The following is a 15,707-nucleotide window of genomic DNA, read 5'->3' on the forward strand; positions in this document are numbered from 1 at the left end:
ATGTTCGAACTCGGACGGGAACTGAAGCGCTTCTTCGCCGCGGACCGGGGCAAGGCGCCGGCCGATGGCCTCACCGGCGGCGACTCCTCGCTGCTGGAGCTCCTGGACTCACAACTGCTGGCGCAGGAAGCCAAGGCGGCCGACGTCGCCGCGGGCCGTATCAGCGCCAACGACAAGCCGCGCCGCCGGCTGGAAGCCGCCATCGTCTGGCGCGAGGTCGCCCGCCGCACCGGCGATCCGGTGGCGCTGCGCAAGGCCGCCGCCGCCGCCGAGACCGCCGCCGCCGGCTTCGAAGCCGCGCACCGCAAGGACGGCTGGGCCCGCGCCCGCTGCGAACAGGCCTTCTGCGCCCTGCTGGGGGCCGAGATCTTCGGCGACCCGGGCCTCAACGCCGCCGCCGAGATCGCCTTCCAGGAAGCGCGCAACCACGTGAAGGGCGGCCTCGCCGCGCCCCTGGCCGACGTCGGCCTGCTGGCCATCGAAGGCCGCGCCTCGCTCGACCGCCTGGACGCGCCGCAGGCCCGCGAACTGGCGGCCCGCTTCAATGCGCCCATCATGGCGCTGGATGCGATCGCCAAGCGCGTCACCGCCGCCCGGGCGCTGGCTGCCGAGGCCCGCCTGATCCGCGTCGAGCTGCTGTGCGGCTGGGGCGCGCGTCTCAAGGACAGCGACCTGCTCTACGCCGCCGCGCGTGAGGCCGCCGCCGCCGGCGACCGCCTCGACGAGGCCTACGAGCCGCTCACCTTCGCCCGCGCCAGGATCGCCCATGGTCAGGCCCTCGCGATCCGTGGCGAAGCCGTCGGCGACGTGGACGCCCTGGCGGGCGGCGCATCGGCGCTGGCGCTGGCCCTGGATTCCCTCACCCGCGACCACAGCCCGCTCGACTGGGCGCGCACCCAGGTCGCCCTCGCCCAATCGCTCCAGGCGCTGGGCGAAGCGTCGCAGGACGCCCGCGCCTTCGAGCACGCCGTGAACTGCTACGACCGCGCCGGCATGGTGCTGAAGGACAATCCGACCCTTCCGCTCCGCGGCCTGGCCGCCGGCTCGCGGGCCCTCTGCCTCGCGCGTAGCGCCGAGCTCACCGGCGATGCGGCGGTGCTGGACGCCGCCGAGGCGGCCATGAAGATCGAACTGGCCGCCCTGTCGCCCCGCCGCGATCCGGTCGGCTGGGCCCTGGCCCAGCTCCACCTCGCCCGCCTCTACGAGGCCCGGGTCGGCATGACCGGCAAGGACCGGGGCGAGCGCGCCGCCGCCCTCATGGCCCTCGAGGCCGCCCTCGACGTCTTCGCCGACCACGGCCTGCGCTCGCTCAGCGTGCTGACGACCGACGCGATGGAGCGGGTGCGGGACCTCGGCAGCCGCGTCCGCTGATCTTCACACGCCCCGGCGAACCTGCTTAGGTTCGCGCGGGGGTGTTGGATGCGCGTTTCACAACTTTCGGTCCTCGGGATCGTGCTGGCTCTGGCCCTGCCCGCCGCCGCGCAGGATCGCCCGCCGGACTGGCTGAAAAAGCCGACGCCCGAGATGCTGCGGGCGCTGTACCCGACCAAGGCTGTCCGGAAGGCCGCGAACGGCAAGGCGACGATCTCCTGCACCATCACGGTCCAGGGCGCGCTTCGCGCTTGCACGGTAGTCAGCGAATCTCCAGTCGACATGGGCTTCGGCGGCGCGGCGTTGGCGCTCGCGCCGCAACTTTTGTTCAAGCCAGCCCTCCAGAACGGCAAGCCGGTCGAGGCGACGGTGTCGATCCCGATCAATTGGAAGGGCATGGAATCCATGTCGGCCGCCATGCCGGCAAGCCAGAGTAACAAGGTCTACACCAACCTGCCATGGAGCCGGGCGCCGTCCGCGGCGGACCTTCTAGCGGTCTATCCGGCCAAGGCGCGGGAGGAGCGGATCGGTGGCTTGGCGGTCATCGACTGCAAGATCGGCAAGGAGGGTGGGCTTTCCCACTGCACGACCGTGCGCGAAGCTCCGGCCAACAAGGGGTTCGGCGCGGCGGCCAAGAAGCTCGCGCCGCTGTTCCATACCCCAGTTGAAACCTCGGATGGCGGAAGCGCCGCTGGCGCGCGGGCGCATGTGAACGTCGCGTTCGCCACCGACGCACTGGATAGTGCACGCCCCGCGATCGGGAAGCCCAAGTGGGTCGGTGTCCCCCGAATCAACGACATGTCGGCCGTCATTCCCGAGGCGGCCAGGAAGGCCGGGGTCTACAAGTCCCGGGTCGTCCTCGAGTGCGGTGTGATCACCGACGGCGCGGTTGATCAGTGCCAGGTGCTCTCGCAGGAGCCGGACGGCCTGGGCTACGGCGACGCGGCTGTGGCGCTGTCCAGGTTCTTCCGTCTGGCGGTCTGGACAGAGGAGGGGTTGCCCGTGGTCGGCGGCCGCGTCCGCATTCCGCTGCGCTTCGATGCCCAGCCGCCGGCGACCGCGCCGGCCGCCGCGAAGTCGGATTGAGGGGCAACCGCTCGTCGCATCGGCCTTTTCTCGTCCGTGCGCGGGGCGCATCTTCGCGCCCAGGAGGAGTTCGCATGATCCGCACCCTGACGTTTGCGTCGCTCGCTGCAGCCGTCGGCGCGCCCGCCGCGGCCCAGGTCGTCTGGACGGTCGCGCCGACCGCCGCCGACATGGCCGCCGCCTATCCCGAGAAGGCCCGCGCCGAAGGGATCGGCGGCGGCGTCGATCTGATCTGCACCGCGCGGCGGAATGGCGGGATGACCGACTGCGACGTGATGGGCGAGGAGCCGCGCGGCTATGGCTTCGGCGCGGCGGCGCGCAGGCTGGCCGCCAGGATGCAGGCTGTGGGCGTCGTGAAGGACGCCGAGGTCCGCTTCTCCATCACCTTCGCGCCGGCGCTCGCCAAGGGCGGGACCTATGTCGCCAGGACCCCCCGCTGGGCGGCTCTGCCAAGCGTGGCCGACATGCAGGCCGCCGCGCCCAAGACCGAGGGCGGGCCCAACGACGCGCGCGTCACCCTCGTCTGCGAGGTGAAGGCCGGCGGAGTCCTCGACGGCTGCGCGGTCGACCGCGAGGAGCCCGCGGGCCAGGGCTTCGGCCCGGCGATCCTGGCCCTAGCGCCCAAGTTCAAGGTCGAGCTGATGAGCGCCGAGGGGATGCCGACCGTCGGGGCCAGGGTCCGGGTGCCGGTGCGCTTCGACCTGAAGCCCGTGGAGCAGGCGGCCAAATAGGTCTCAGCGGCCCCGCCACCACCTGAGGCCCCACCGCTCCGCCCGCGCCAGCAGGGCGTACAGCGCCACCCCCATCGCGCCCAGCACCAGCAGGGCGGCGAACATCTTCGCCGTCTGCAGCCGGTTGCCGGCGTCCAGGATCTTCCAGGCCAGCCCCTGCACCTTGCCCGAGCCCGAGACGAACTCGGCCACCACTGCGCCGACGATGGCGAGACCCGCCGCCACCTTGTGCCCCTCCAGCAGGAACGGCACGGCCGACGGCAGCCGCAGCCGGGTCAGCCGCTGGAGCCTGCCGGCGCCATAGAGGTCGAACAGCCGCACGAGGTCCGGATCCGCCGCGCGCAAGCCGGTGACCGCGCCCGAATAGATCGGGAAGAAGGCCACGATGCTGGCCAGGGCGACCAGCGCCCGCTCCGGATGGTCCACGCCGGCCCAGATGTTCACCAGCGGCGCGATGGCGATCACCGGCGTCACCTGCAGCACCACGGCGATCGGCTGCACCGTCCGCTCCAGCACGCCGCTCAGGGTCACGGCCAGCGCCAGCACCTGCGCCACCACGCTGGCGATGGCCAGGGCGATGAGCGCCTTCGACAGGGTGAACCAGGCGGCCTTCACCAGGCCCGGCCATTCCTGGACCACGGCCTCGCCGATCGCGCTGGGCGGCGGCAGGAAATAGACCGGGATCTCCAGCATCCGGCAGGCCAGTTCCCAGCCCGCCAGCAGCAGGGCGATCAGCGCCCAGGGCGCCAGCCGGATCGCGAGGCCCCTCATGCGCCGACCCCCTGCGCCAGCGCGGTCGAGACCGCCTCCGCCGTCGTGCGGAAGCCCGGCGTCGTGCGGAACTGCGGCGGCCGGGGCAGGGGGCCTTCCACGGCGAAGTCACCGACGATGGTTCCCGGGCCGCACCCCATCACCACCACGCGCGAGGCCATGTAGACCGCCTCCTCCACATTGTGCGTGACGAAGACGATCGCGCTCCTGGTGGTCGCCCAGAGCGTCAGCACGTCGTCCGCCAGCGCCCGGCGGGTGATCTCGTCCAGGGCCGCGAAGGGCTCGTCGAGCAGCAGCAGTTTCGGCTCGGTCACCAGCGCCCGGGCCAGCGAGACCCGCATGGCCATGCCCCCGGAAAGCTGCGCCGGCCGCGCGGCCTCGGCGCCGGCGAGCCCCACCCGGGCCAGGGCGGCGTCCGCGGCGGCGCAGGCCTCGGCGCGCGGCATCCCGGCCAGCTCCAGCGGCAGCGCCACATTGGCCCGCGCGCTCAGCCAGGGCGCCAGGGTCGGCGCCTGGAACACCACCGCCGTCTCGCCCCGCCCGGTCGCCCGCCGCACCGTGCCGCGCGTCGGCGTCTCCAGTCCGGCCAGCAGCCGAAGCGCCGTCGACTTGCCGCAACCCGACGGGCCCACCAGCGCCACGATCTCCTGCGCGCCGATCTCCAGGCTCACCGGCCCCAGCGCCCGGCCCCGGTCGTAGTCGACCTCGACGTCCCGCAGCGCCGCGACGGTCATATCTTGCCTCCCACGCGAAGCTCTACTTCGCCTTGGGCGCGAACTGCAGGGTGTAGGCGGTCCGGTAGTCCAGGGTCTTCGGATAGACGCCCTGGGACTGGGCCATGTCGAAGAAGGTCTTCCAGCGCGCGTCCGTCATGGCCCCGACGGGCAGGCCCTCGTCGCCCTCCACGATCCGGTACGACTTCAGCTTCTCGCGGGCCTGATCCAGGACGTCCTGGGTCATCTCCGGATTGTCCTTGCGGATCAGCGCGTCGGCCTTCGACGGGTCGCCCGTCAGGTAGTCGCGCCAGCCCTGGGCGCTGGCCTCCACGAAGGCCTGCACGGCCTTGGGGTTCTTGGCGATCAGGCTGTCGGGCGCCAGCACCATGGTCGCGTAGCCGGGGTAACCCTCGTCGGCCAGCAGGAAGACCTTGGGCTTCAGCCCCGCCGCCTTCTCGATCGTATAGGGCTCGGACGTCACATAGCCCTGCTGGGCCGAGCGCTTGTCGGCCAGGAACGGCGCGGCGTTGAAGGTGTATTTCCGCACCTGGTCGTCGGTGAACCCGTACTTCGCCTTCAGCCACACCCAGAAGGCGGTGACCGAGGCGTCGCTGAGCAGGATCGGGTGGCCCTTCAGGTCGGCGATGCTCTCCACCCCCGTGCCGGGGTGCGCGATCAGCACCTGCGGGTCCTTCTGCATGAAGGCGGCCACCGCCTTCACCGGGACCTTCTCCTGGGCGAGGTTCATGACGATGAAGCTGTTCGAGCCCATCCCCATCTCGACCGCGCCCGACGCCAGCAGTTGCGGCACGTTCGAGCCGGGTCCCCCTTGGACGATCTGCACGTCCAGGCCGCGCTTCGCGTACTCGCCCGACGCCAGCGCCTGGTAGAAGCCGCCATGCTCGGCCTGGGCCCGCCAGTCGGTGGCGAAGCGGATCGTCACCGGCGCATCCGCGGCCGGCGCGGCCTCGTCCTTCTTCTGTGGCGAACACGCGGCCAGCATCGCCGCCACCGCCAGCACCAGGCCACGCAACGCTTTCATGGGACCCCCAGACGTCAGAGCGGCGAACGTAGGGCGCTGCGGCGGCGCTTCCAAGGGCGCCGTAACGGCGCGCGCCGGCCACCCCTCCAGCGGCGAACGCTCCATAGCAAGAGGGCGGCGCTTCGGTTTCCCGGAGCGTCGCCCTCTCATCCAGACCCGTTGGGGGATCTGCGCCACCCAGGCCGTCCGGCAGTTCGGTTGCGAGGTCGCCCCCGCGGTTGTCCCTGTCGGCCGATGTTCGAACCTCTGGATCGGTCCCGGGTCGCCCCGGTTCCTGGCCTTGGCCCGGACACTCCGCTCGCCTGGTTTTCGGAGCCGCTGTCACCAGCCTTTCCGTCCGCCCGCGCCGCAGTTCCTGTCGGCAAGAGGACGGTGCGCCTGAAGCTTTTATGACGCAAGCGACGCCGCGCGCCGTCCCGCCCGCGGGCTGTCAACAAGCTGTGACAAGATGGTGGATCAGCGTTGGGCGAACGCAAAATGCGCCAGCGATTTCAATGTCCGGGCGTCATCCACAGGAAAGCGCCGAGGCGCCTATCGCCCGGCCTCCAGGGCCTCCCGGCGGGCCTCCAGCTCCAGCCACTCCTCCTCGGCCGCCGAGAGCTGGTCCTTGGCCGCCGCCAGGGCCCGGCTGAAGCGGTCGAAGGCGCCCGGATCGCGGCCATAGAGCCCCGGATCGGCCAGCGCCGTCTCCAGCGTCGCCATCTTCCCCGGCAGGTCGGCGATCAGGGTCTCCAGCTCGGCCAGCCGCCGCTGCTCCTTGTAGCTGAGCTTGGCGGCGACCTTGGGCGCGGCGGGCGCGGCCGGAGCCTTCGGCGCGGCCGGCTTGGCGGCGTGGATCTGCGGCGGCCCGCCGAAGAAGCCCGGGTTCTGGGACAGGAAGTCCTGCCAGCCACCCGGCGTCTCCACCGCCCGGCCGGTCCCGTCCAACCCGATGGTCGAGGTGGCCAGCCGGTCGACGAAGTCGCGGTCGTGGCTGACCAGGATCAGCGTGCCATCGTAGTCGGCCAGCATGTCCTCGAGCAGGTCCAGGGTGTCCATGTCGAGGTCGTTGGTGGGCTCGTCCAGCACCAGCACATTGGCCGGGCTCGCCAGCGCGCGGGCCAGCAGCAGGCGGTTCCGCTCCCCGCCCGACAGGCTGCGCACCGGCTGGCGAAGCTGGCTGTCCTTGAAGAGGAAGTCCTTGGCGTAGGCGTTCACGTGCTTGGGCGTTCCCCGCACCATCACCTGGTCGCCGCCCTGGGGCGTCAGCACGTCCTTCAGCGTCATCTCGGGCGACAGCGCCGCCCGCGCCTGGTCGATGTAGCTGACCGTGAGGTTGGTCCCCAGCTTCACCTCGCCGGCGTCGGGCTCCAGCTCGCCCAGCAGCAGCTTCACCAGCGTCGACTTGCCGGCCCCGTTCGGCCCGACGATGGCGATCCGGTCGCCGCGCAGGATGCGGGTGGAAAAGCCCTTCAGGATCACCCGCTCGCCGAACGCCTTGGAGAGGCCCTTGGCCTCGGCCACCCGCTGGCCCGAGACGCCCGAGCTGGCGAGGCCCATGTTCAGGCTGCCCCGCTGTTCCTTCAGCCACTGGGTCTTGGCCTCGCGCATGGCGATCAGCCGCCGCCGCCGGCCCTCGTTGCGCGCCCGCCGGGCGGTGACGCCCCGCGCCAGCCAGTGCTTCTCCCGCTCGATGGCCTTGTCCAGCCGCCGCGCCTCCTCGGCCTCGGCCGCCTCGATCCGCTCCACCCAGTCGTCGAAGGCGGAAAAGCCCTGCTCCAGCCGCCGCACCTGCCGGTGCTCCAGCCAGAAGCAGCGCTGGGTCACCCGCTCCAGGAACGCCCGGTCGTGGCTGACGATCAGGGCGGCGGCGCGGCTGGCGGCGATCTCGGCCTCCAGCACCTCGATGGCCAGGATGTCCAGGTGGTTGGTCGGCTCGTCCAGCAGGATGACGTCGGGGTCCTCGGCGAACGCCTTGGCCAGCGCCACCCGCCGCGTCTCCCCGCCCGACAGGCCCTGGGCGGGCTTGGCCGGGTCGATGCCGAAGTCCTGCAGCGCGGCCTCCGCCTGGTGCGCCGGCGCCCCGCCCGAGACGGCGTAGTCCAGCACCGTGGCGCCGGTGATGTCCGGCTCCTGCGGCACGAAGGCGATGGTCGTGCCGGGCGAGATCGTCCGCTCGCCCGCGTCGCCCTGGATCGTCCCGGCCAGGATCTTCAGCAGCGTCGACTTGCCGGCCCCGTTGCGCCCGACCAGGCAGGCCCGCGTCCGCGGCTCCAGCGCCAGGTCCACGCCGTCGAACAGCATGTTCGGACCATCCGCCAGGCGGACATCCTTCAGGGCCAGGACCGGAGCTCTCATGGGCGGGGTCACATAGAGGGTCCGGGGCGCGACGCAAGTTCGCGCTTCTGTCGACGCGCCGACGCGCCTACATCCGCGCCATGGCGGGTGAGCCCTTCTGGCGTCGAAAGACCCTCGAACAGATGACCGTGGCGGAGTGGGAGAGCCTCTGCGACGGCTGCGGCCTCTGCTGTCTGGTCCGCTTCGAGGACGAGGATACGGGCGAGGTCATCCCCACCCGCGTCCACTGCAAGCTGTTCGACCCGGCCGCCTGCCGCTGCTCCAACTATCCCGAGCGCCACCGCTACGTGCCCGACTGCATCAAGCTGACGCCGCACAACATCGAGGCGCTGGAGTGGATGCCCAAGAGCTGCGCCTACCGCCGCCTGCACGAAGGCCGCGACCTCGCCGACTGGCACCCCCTCCTCACCGGCGACCCGGAGAGCGTCCACCGCGCCGGCGTCTCCGTCCGCGGCCAGACCGTCAGCGAAGCCGCCCTCGCCGACCCCGAAGACGCCCTCGACTTCGCCGCCTGGGACCTCGTGATCGAACGCGGCGACGAGTAGGGCGGCGAGCACCCGCAAACCTACAGGTCATCGCGGTTTGGGCGAACGCCCAAGACCGGGACCCAACCCGGGGCCATGCGCCTGGACGGGCCGCGGAGGGCGTCGAGGCCCGAGGTCGCGCCCCCGCCATCCGGCGCTTCCGGATGGTTGGGTCCCGGTCTTCGCCTGCGGCGAAACCGGGATGACAGCCGTTGAGGAGGCGCATCACGCCCCTCAGCCCGCCCCCCACGTGTCATCCCGGTTTGGGCGAACGCCCAAGACCGGGACCCAACCTGTGGCCGTGCGCCTGGACGCGCCGCAGGGCGCGTCGAGCCCGATGGCGCGCCCCACCATCCGGCGCTCCCGGACGGTCGGGTCCCGGTCTTCGCCTGCGGCGGAACCGGGATGACGGCCGGGGGTTGTCACTTGGCCACGACATGGAACATGTTAAGAACATGCGTGACCGCACCTACTGGGTCTACATCCTCGCGAGCGACAAACTCGGCACGCTGTACGTCGGAGTCACCAATTCGCTGGAGCGCCGGATCGCCGAACATCGGGCAGGCGAAGCGGAGGGTTTCACACGCCGCCACGGAGGCCGTCGTCTGGTCTGGTCTCGCGGGTTCGGCGAAGTGACCCAGGCGATCCGCTTCGAAAAGCAGCTTAAGCGCTGGCGCCGCGACTGGAAGATCAGGCTGATCGAAGCCGATAATCCCCATTGGGCCGACCTCTACCTCGAGATGATGGCGCTGCCGCCCCTCCATCCCGATCTCGCCAGCTAATCCCCCGGTGTCATCCCGGTTTGGGCGCAAGCCCAAGACCGGGACCCAACCCGGGGCCGTGCGCCTGGACGGGCCGCAGGGGGCGTCGAGCCCGATGGCGCACCCCCGCCATCGGCGCTCCCGGCCCGTTGGGTCCCGGTCTTCGCCTGCGGCGAAACCGGGATGACAGATGTTGAGGAGGCGCACCACGCACCTCAGCCCGCCCCTCCCGGTGTCATCCCGGTTTGGGCGAACGCCCAAGACCGGGACCCAACCTGTGGCCATGCGCCTGGACGGGCCGCAGGGCGCGTCGAGCCCGATGGCGCACCCCCGCCATCGGCGTTCTCGGACGGTTGGGTCCCGGTCTTCGCCTGCGGCGAAACCGGGATGACAGATGTTGAGGAGGCGCACCACGCACCTCAGCCCGCCCCTCCCGGTGTCATCCCGGTTTGGGCGCAAGCCCAAGACCGGGACCCAACCCGGGGCCGTGCGCCTGGACGGGCCGCAGGGGGCGTCGAGCCCGATGGCGCACCCCCGCCATCGGCGCTCCCGGCCCGTTGGGTCCCGGTCTTCGCCTGCGGCGAAACCGGGATGACAGCTCATGGAAAACACCTACGTCCGCTTCTGACGCAGAGCCATGTTCTCCTCCCCCCATGGCCACCCCCGCCGCCCCGTCCGCCCCCGATCCCGACGAGCTGATGCTCGCGCGGCTGGCCGAGATGGACATGGCCGCCGCGGTCGAGGCCCACGCGCGGATGATGGCCGCCGAGACGGCCGATGAGTTCAACGACCTCGGCCGCACCTACCAGCGGATGGCCCGCTCGGCCCGCCAGTCCATCGCCCTCAAGGCCCGGCTGAAGCGCGAGCGCGAGCAGCCCGCCCGGCCCGAGCGGCCGCCGCTCAGCCACGACTGCCTGCCCGCCCGGGTGCGCAACCACATCGACCGCGCCAGCGCCCTGGCCCTGCGCTTCACCGAGCGCGACGCCCCCGAAGGGACCGGGATCGACGAGATCGACCTCGTCGACGCCCTGATCGCCATCGCCGTCGACGACGGCGAGGCGGCCTTCCTGGGTCGCCCGACCGAGTCCCTCGCCGCCGAGGCCCTGCGCCTGGTCGGCCGCCCGCGTCGGACCGACCGTCCGCCGCCGCGACCCGACCCGAAACCAACCGTCCTCTGGCGCGGCCCCCTGCCACCGTCCCTGCGGCCTCCGCGGAACAGTTCGGCCTGACGGGCGCCCCCCCCGAGCTTCCCCCTCCACACCCGAACCCGATGTTCCCGGCCGCCGCGCGTCCCGGGGCGCCTCGGCGCGTCCCGCGTCCCCGACACACTTCCAGTGACAAAATTGCCACACCCGGCCTTGCGTGACGGAACCGTCCCGCCAATCTAGTAGTCACACCTTCGGCATGGTCTTTTCAGGATGATCGACGGCTTGGCGCGTGACCCCTACCAGGAGCTTGGCGTGGCCCGGACGGCCAGCGCGGACGAGGTCCGCAAGGCGTTCCGCAAGCTGGCCAAGGAGAACCATCCCGACACCAACCCGGGCAACAAGGCCGCCGAAGAGCGATTCAAGCGCGTCTCGGCTGCGTTCGACATCGTCGGCGATCCGGAGAAGCGCAAGAAGTTCGACGCCGGCCTGATCGACGCCGACGGCCGCGAGACGGCGGGCGGGTTCGGCGCGGGCGGCTTCGGCGGCGGCGGGTTCGGCCAGGGCCGCGGCGGCTTCCGGACCGAGAGCTTCGAGGGCGCCGACCTGGGCGATATCCTGGGCGAGATGTTCGGCGGCGGGCGCGGCGGGCGCGGCGGCGCGGGCGGCGGCTTTGGCGGCTTCTCCCAGCGCGGCGCCGACACGCGCGCCCGGCTGGAGATCGACCTCGAGGACGCGATCCGCGGCGGCAAGCGGCGCATCGCCTTCTCGGACGGCCGCACCATCGATGTGACCATCCCCAAGGGCGCCCAGGACGGCCAGACCCTGCGCCTGAAGGGCCAGGGCGCGCCTGGCCGCTCGGGTCCCGGCGACGCCTTCATCGAGATCGCCATCGCGCCCCACCCGGTGTTCAAGCGGGAAGGGGAGTCGCTGGTCATGGACCTGCCGGTGACCTTCTACGACGCCGTGCTGGGCGGGAAGGTCGAGGCGGCCACGCCCGACGGCCCGGTCATGGTCACGGTGCCCAAGGGCTCCAACACCGGCGCGCGCCTGCGCCTGAAGGGCAGGGGCCTCGCCGACGCCAAGGGCGGCCGCGGCGACCTCTTCGCCCGCCTGGTGGTGGTGCTGCCCGACGCCCCCGATCCGGCGCTGGAGGCCTTCGCCGAGGACCAGAAGGCCAAGCGGCCCTATTCGCCCAAGCGGCGCTGATGGATTAAGGAACCCCGTTCCCCGTGTTCAGCCGGGGTTCAGTCGCCTCCGCGCATAAGGGCCTGCATGAAACGCCTCTTCGCCCTTGCCGTGCTCGCCGCGGCCGTGACGGTCCCGGCCGTCGCGGATGCACAGGGCTATGGTGGTCAGGGGGGCTATGGCCGCCGCGGCTTCACGGCCGAGGCCGACCAGGTTCGCGAGGGCCGCGGGCGCCAGGTTCCGCTTTCGCGCGTTCTGGCCGCGCTGTCGTCCCGCTATCCGGGCCGTCATCTCAACACCACCATGGGGGATGCCGGCGGGCGGCCCGCCTATTTCGTGCAGTGGCAGATGGAGAACGGCCGGGTCGTGGTGTTCGTCGTGGACGCCGAGTCCGGCCAGGTGGTCGGCCGCCAGGGCGGCTGACGAGAGGTTCGAAAGGAAGAGGAACGCCAAGGTGCGCATCCTGCTTGTTGAAGACGATCCGGATCTGTCGCGGCAGCTCAAGCTGGCCCTGGCCGACGCCGGCTATGCGGTCGACCACGCCCCCGACGGCGAGGAGGCCCAGTTCCTCGGCGAGACCGAGCCCTATGACGCCGTGATCCTCGACCTGGGCCTGCCCAAGGTGGACGGCGTCTCGGTGCTGGAGCGCTGGCGGCGCGAGAGCATGACCACGCCGGTCCTGATCCTCACCGCCCGCGGCGCCTGGAGCGAGAAGGTCGCCGGCTTCGACGCCGGGGCCGACGACTACCTGACCAAGCCGTTCCACACGGAGGAGCTGCTGGCCCGCCTGCGCGCCCTCCTGCGCCGGTCGGCCGGCCACGCGGCGCCCAGTCTCTCCTGCGGCGGCCTGCGCCTCGACCCGCGCGCCGCCCGCGCCAGCGTCAACGGCGAGCCGCTGCGGCTCACCTCGCTGGAATACCGCCTGCTGCACTACCTGATGATGCACCAGGGCCGGGTGATCAGCCGGACAGAGCTGGTCGAGCACCTCTACGACCAGGACTTCGACCGCGACTCCAACACCATCGAGGTGTTCATCGGCCGGGTGCGCAAGAAGATCGGCGCCGACCGGATCGAGACGGTGCGCGGTCTCGGCTATCGCCTGACCTGCCCGGCGGACGAGATCGACGCGGAAGCCGCCCGCACGTGATGCGCGCGTGAGGCTCCCGGAGGGACTGACCCGTCCCTCGTTGGCCCGACGGCTGGTCCTGCTGGCCGTCGGCTGGAGCCTTGCGGCCCTGGTGGTCGTGGCGGTGGTTGTGGCGCTGGTGTTCCAGCAGGGCGCCCTGCGCCGCTTCGACGCCGGCCTGTCCGACCTGATCGACAACCTGATCTCGGGCTCGACCATCGAGGACGGCGAGGTCATCGCGCCGGCGCTCACCGACCAGCGCGCGCTCCGCGCCTATTCCGGCCGCTACTGGGACATCGCCGAGCCCCTGCCCGAGGGCGGGGTGCGCAGCCTGGTGCCCTCGCGCTCGCTGTGGGACAGCCAGCTCACCGTGCCCGCCGACCTGCCGGCGCGGCTCAAGGCCAATCCCCGCAAGCCCATCGCCTTCGACGCCCCCGGCGTGCAGCCGGGCGAGCGCCTGCGGGTGGTGGCGCGGTGGACCAGCCTGCCGGGCCGCGACGCGCCGCTGGTGTTCATGGCCGCGGAAGACCGGCGCCCCATCGACCGCGAGGTGCGCAGCTCGGTCACCCGCATCGCCATCGCCTTCGCTCTCCTCGGCCTGGGGCTGATCGTGGCGGTGGTCGTCCAGGTACGGGTCGGCCTGCAGCCCCTGTTCCGCCTGCGCGAGGAGGTGGCCGAGGTCCGCCGGGGCAAGGCCGACCGTCTCGCGGGCGCCTACCCCACCGAACTGACGCCGCTCACCGACGAACTCAACGCCCTGGTGGCGCACAACCAGGAGACCGTCGAGCGCCAGCGGACCCACGTCGGCAACCTGGCCCACGCCCTCAAGACTCCCATCTCGGTCATGCTCACCGAGGCCCAGCAGCGGCCAGGCCCGCTGGCCGAGGTCGTGACCCGCCAGGCCGATGTCATGCGCGAGCAGGTCGACCACCACCTCCGCCGGGCCCGGGCGGCCGCCCGCAGCCAGGGGCCGGGCGAGCGGACCAACGTAGCCGAGGTGCTCGACGAACTGTCCCGGACCCTCGAGAAGATCTTCCGCGCCAAGGGCGTCGAGATCGACTGGGACGCGCCGGACGATCTCTGGTTCGCGGGCGAGCGGCAGGACTTCATGGAGATCGCCGGCAACGCCATGGAGAACGCCGGCAAGTTCGGCCGCCGCCGGGTGCGGGTGCGCGCGGATGCCGCAGGCTCCGACGGGATGCAGCTTTCGGTTGAGGACGACGGTCCCGGCCTGCCGCCCGATCGCCGGGACGAGGTGATCCGCCGCGGCGCCCGCCTCGACGAAAGCGCGCCGGGCTCCGGACTGGGCCTCTCGATCATCGACGAACTGGCCCGCGCCTACCGGGGCTCGATCAGTCTCGGGGACTCGCCGCTGGGCGGCCTCTCCGTGGTCGTGCGGCTTCCTCGGGCCGCCGACTGAAAAGCCTTGGTTTGGTAAAGCCTTAACCTGACTGTGGCCATTGAGGTGACGAATGGCGTCCGCCTGAGGCCAGGGCTGTATGACCGCGCTGACTGAGCGCCAGATCCAAATCGTGCGAACGCTGGTCGAGTCGGCGCCGGACAAGGTGGTCGGGAGCCTGCGCCAGGCCCTGGCCGACACCTCGCCCGAAAGCGCGCTGGGCGGCGTACGCCAACTGGTTGAGGCCGAGGCCGCCGACCGGACGCTGCGGAACCTGGCGCTCCTGCCCATCGCGCCGATGTGCGTCGCCGCCAGCGAGGACAGCCAGGCGATCACCTTCCCGCCGCGGGTCCTCAACCTCATCTGGCGCGCGCTTCGCGAGACCCACGGCCACATCATCGAGCAGCTTCGCGCCGACGTGGACGACGACTCCCCGCCGCACAACATCATCGCCGCCAGCGACCAGCTCGTGGCCGCGGCGGCGGCGGGCGTGCGGGCCCGGGAGATCGCGGGCTTCCGCACCGCGGCCGAGGTCTGCGATGCGGCCAGGCCGGATGGCGCCGACCTGCTGGCCGACTGCCTGGACCTCGGCGCCATCGTGCGCCGCGCGGCCCAGCGCCTGCCGGAGTGGCTGGCGCATGCGGGCGGCGAGACGACCGCGGGCGCCCGTCTGGCCTATCGCGACGCCGTCGCCATCGCCGACGACGCCGGACCGCGTTTCTTCCACATGCTGGCCGCCCAGATGCCGCAGCCCTGGATGGTTCTGCGCGTGATCTCGGCGGTGATGGACAAACCCACCGAGCGCTATCTGGCCGACTCCGAGCTCGCCGGCTTCGGCGAGGACCTGATGGCCGACATCGACCGCGCGCTGGGCGCCATCGCGACCCTGAAGGCCGACGACGGCGTGCAGGCGGCGCGGGCGGCGGCCCAGGGCGTCGACCTGCTGGTCCAGCAGCTCATGGAGATGGAGACCAGCGTCGACCTCCAGCGCGAGCACGGCTGGGGCCTGCGCGTGCACAAGCAGCGGGCCGGCCTCGCCAGCGTCGTGGAAGGCCGCCTGCGCGACGCCGAGAAGGCCGTGCACGAGGCCCTGCCGATGAACACGCCGCGCCAACGCGCGCGCCGCCCGATGCCCGTCCTGTCCGATCCGCCGCAGGACCGGCTGACCGCGCGTGCGATGACCCTGCTCTCGTTCAACGAGCAGCTCCACGCCACGGCCAACTACGGCGGCTTCTCCGCGGCCCGGAACAAGCTGATGGAGTCTCTGGGCGAGCACATCGACCAGTACGTCGACGAGACCATCGACCAGATCCGCACCGGCGAGGTCGAGAACATCGAGCACGCCGAGGCCTTCCTGGGCGTAGCCGCGCGGCTGAACCAGCTCCTCCGTGGCGGCAAGGCCGGCGAACTCGTCCGACGCCGGACCCAGGCGGCGCTCCACCCCGAACAACCGGGGCGCAACGAGGAATGGCCGCTGCGCTGATCTGCGGCCGCACTCCGACCTAGAGCC

The 15,707-nt window shown here is 71.8% G+C and carries 15 protein-coding genes; 11 read left to right on the forward strand and 4 right to left on the reverse strand.

All coding sequences use genetic code 11. The annotated features are described in order from the left end of the window. From DJ019_RS10780 to DJ019_RS10790, 3 genes are all read left to right on the forward strand, one after another. Complete coding sequence (locus tag DJ019_RS10780; RefSeq protein ID WP_111276038.1) at positions 1 to 1,371, forward strand: hypothetical protein; 1,371 nt, start codon at positions 1 to 3, stop codon at positions 1,369 to 1,371. A gap of 81 nt (positions 1,372 to 1,452) precedes the next feature. Further along, positions 1,453 to 2,457 (forward strand): TonB family protein, encoded by a 1,005-nt coding sequence (locus DJ019_RS10785; RefSeq protein ID WP_165843980.1) that lies wholly within the window; start codon positions 1,453 to 1,455, stop codon positions 2,455 to 2,457. Positions 2,458 to 2,531: 74 nt separating this feature from the next. Beyond that, the gene (locus tag DJ019_RS10790) at positions 2,532 to 3,188 is read left to right on the forward strand and encodes an energy transducer TonB (RefSeq protein ID WP_111276040.1); all 657 of its coding nucleotides are present in this window, start codon (positions 2,532 to 2,534) and stop codon (positions 3,186 to 3,188) included. Between the two features lie 3 nt (positions 3,189 to 3,191). Here the strand turns inward: DJ019_RS10790 and DJ019_RS10795 are convergent, their stop codons facing one another. The 4 genes from DJ019_RS10795 to DJ019_RS10810 all read right to left on the reverse strand — a co-directional run bounded on the left by DJ019_RS10795 (position 3,192) and on the right by DJ019_RS10810 (position 8,066). Further along, on the reverse strand, positions 3,192 to 3,959 hold the full coding sequence (locus tag DJ019_RS10795) for an ABC transporter permease (RefSeq protein ID WP_111276041.1): 768 nt from the start codon (positions 3,957 to 3,959) through the stop codon (positions 3,192 to 3,194). Next, a complete protein-coding gene (locus tag DJ019_RS10800; RefSeq protein ID WP_111276042.1) occupies positions 3,956 to 4,693 on the reverse strand; it encodes an ABC transporter ATP-binding protein in 738 nt (245 codons plus the stop codon). The genes DJ019_RS10795 and DJ019_RS10800 overlap by 4 nt, the downstream gene beginning before the upstream one ends. A 22-nt stretch (positions 4,694 to 4,715) precedes the next feature. Further along, positions 4,716 to 5,717 carry an ABC transporter substrate-binding protein gene (locus tag DJ019_RS10805; protein ID WP_111276043.1) on the reverse strand — a complete coding sequence of 334 codons (1,002 nt, stop codon included), beginning with the start codon at positions 5,715 to 5,717 and terminating at the stop codon, positions 4,716 to 4,718. Positions 5,718 to 6,248: 531 nt separating this feature from the next. Next, entirely contained in the window at positions 6,249 to 8,066 is a 1,818-nt protein-coding gene (locus tag DJ019_RS10810) for an ABC-F family ATP-binding cassette domain-containing protein (RefSeq protein WP_111276044.1), read from the reverse strand. Between the two features lie 68 nt (positions 8,067 to 8,134). Here DJ019_RS10810 and DJ019_RS10815 point away from each other — a divergent pair, with 68 nt between their 5' ends. From DJ019_RS10815 to DJ019_RS10850, 8 genes are all read left to right on the forward strand, one after another. After that, the gene (locus DJ019_RS10815; protein ID WP_111276045.1) at positions 8,135 to 8,599 is read left to right on the forward strand and encodes a YcgN family cysteine cluster protein; all 465 of its coding nucleotides are present in this window, start codon (positions 8,135 to 8,137) and stop codon (positions 8,597 to 8,599) included. Positions 8,600 to 9,033: 434 nt separating this feature from the next. Then, positions 9,034 to 9,360: a GIY-YIG nuclease family protein gene (locus DJ019_RS10820; RefSeq protein WP_111276046.1), complete on the forward strand. Its 327-nt coding sequence runs from the start codon at positions 9,034 to 9,036 to the stop codon at positions 9,358 to 9,360. Positions 9,361 to 9,992: 632 nt separating this feature from the next. After that, positions 9,993 to 10,568: a hypothetical protein gene (locus tag DJ019_RS10825; protein ID WP_111276047.1), complete on the forward strand. Its 576-nt coding sequence runs from the start codon at positions 9,993 to 9,995 to the stop codon at positions 10,566 to 10,568. 201 nt (positions 10,569 to 10,769) lie between these two features. Further along, positions 10,770 to 11,693, forward strand: a complete 924-nt coding sequence (locus tag DJ019_RS10830) for a DnaJ C-terminal domain-containing protein (RefSeq protein ID WP_111276256.1) — start codon at positions 10,770 to 10,772, stop codon at positions 11,691 to 11,693. A 66-nt stretch (positions 11,694 to 11,759) separates the two neighbouring features. Then, positions 11,760 to 12,095: a PepSY domain-containing protein gene (locus DJ019_RS10835; protein WP_111276048.1), complete on the forward strand. Its 336-nt coding sequence runs from the start codon at positions 11,760 to 11,762 to the stop codon at positions 12,093 to 12,095. Between the two features lie 31 nt (positions 12,096 to 12,126). After that, positions 12,127 to 12,819: a response regulator transcription factor gene (locus DJ019_RS10840; RefSeq protein WP_111276049.1), complete on the forward strand. Its 693-nt coding sequence runs from the start codon at positions 12,127 to 12,129 to the stop codon at positions 12,817 to 12,819. A gap of 7 nt (positions 12,820 to 12,826) precedes the next feature. Continuing rightward, entirely contained in the window at positions 12,827 to 14,218 is a 1,392-nt protein-coding gene (locus DJ019_RS10845) for an ATP-binding protein (protein WP_111276050.1), read from the forward strand. Positions 14,219 to 14,297: 79 nt separating this feature from the next. Continuing rightward, on the forward strand, positions 14,298 to 15,680 hold the full coding sequence (locus DJ019_RS10850; RefSeq protein WP_111276051.1) for a hypothetical protein: 1,383 nt from the start codon (positions 14,298 to 14,300) through the stop codon (positions 15,678 to 15,680). Positions 15,681 to 15,707 lie beyond the last annotated feature (27 nt).

This window comes from Phenylobacterium kunshanense (assembly GCF_003254525.1).
Classification (GTDB): domain Bacteria; phylum Pseudomonadota; class Alphaproteobacteria; order Caulobacterales; family Caulobacteraceae; genus Phenylobacterium; species Phenylobacterium kunshanense.

What these genes read in the sequence shown, in the direction of transcription:
- DJ019_RS10780 (WP_111276038.1), top strand. Translation starts at nt 1, where the DNA reads ATGTTCGAACTCGGACGGGAACTGAAGCGCTTCTTCGCCGCGGACCGG.
- DJ019_RS10790 (WP_111276040.1), top strand. Translation starts at nt 2,532, where the DNA reads ATGATCCGCACCCTGACGTTTGCGTCGCTCGCTGCAGCCGTCGGCGCG.
- DJ019_RS10795 (WP_111276041.1), bottom strand. Translation starts at nt 3,959, where the DNA reads ATGAGGGGCCTCGCGATCCGGCTGGCGCCCTGGGCGCTGATCGCCCTG.
- DJ019_RS10800 (WP_111276042.1), bottom strand. Translation starts at nt 4,693, where the DNA reads ATGACCGTCGCGGCGCTGCGGGACGTCGAGGTCGACTACGACCGGGGC.
- DJ019_RS10805 (WP_111276043.1), bottom strand. Translation starts at nt 5,717, where the DNA reads ATGAAAGCGTTGCGTGGCCTGGTGCTGGCGGTGGCGGCGATGCTGGCC.
- DJ019_RS10815 (WP_111276045.1), top strand. Translation starts at nt 8,135, where the DNA reads ATGGCGGGTGAGCCCTTCTGGCGTCGAAAGACCCTCGAACAGATGACC.
- DJ019_RS10820 (WP_111276046.1), top strand. Translation starts at nt 9,034, where the DNA reads ATGCGTGACCGCACCTACTGGGTCTACATCCTCGCGAGCGACAAACTC.
- DJ019_RS10825 (WP_111276047.1), top strand. Translation starts at nt 9,993, where the DNA reads ATGGCCACCCCCGCCGCCCCGTCCGCCCCCGATCCCGACGAGCTGATG.
- DJ019_RS10835 (WP_111276048.1), top strand. Translation starts at nt 11,760, where the DNA reads ATGAAACGCCTCTTCGCCCTTGCCGTGCTCGCCGCGGCCGTGACGGTC.
- DJ019_RS10850 (WP_111276051.1), top strand. Translation starts at nt 14,298, where the DNA reads ATGACCGCGCTGACTGAGCGCCAGATCCAAATCGTGCGAACGCTGGTC.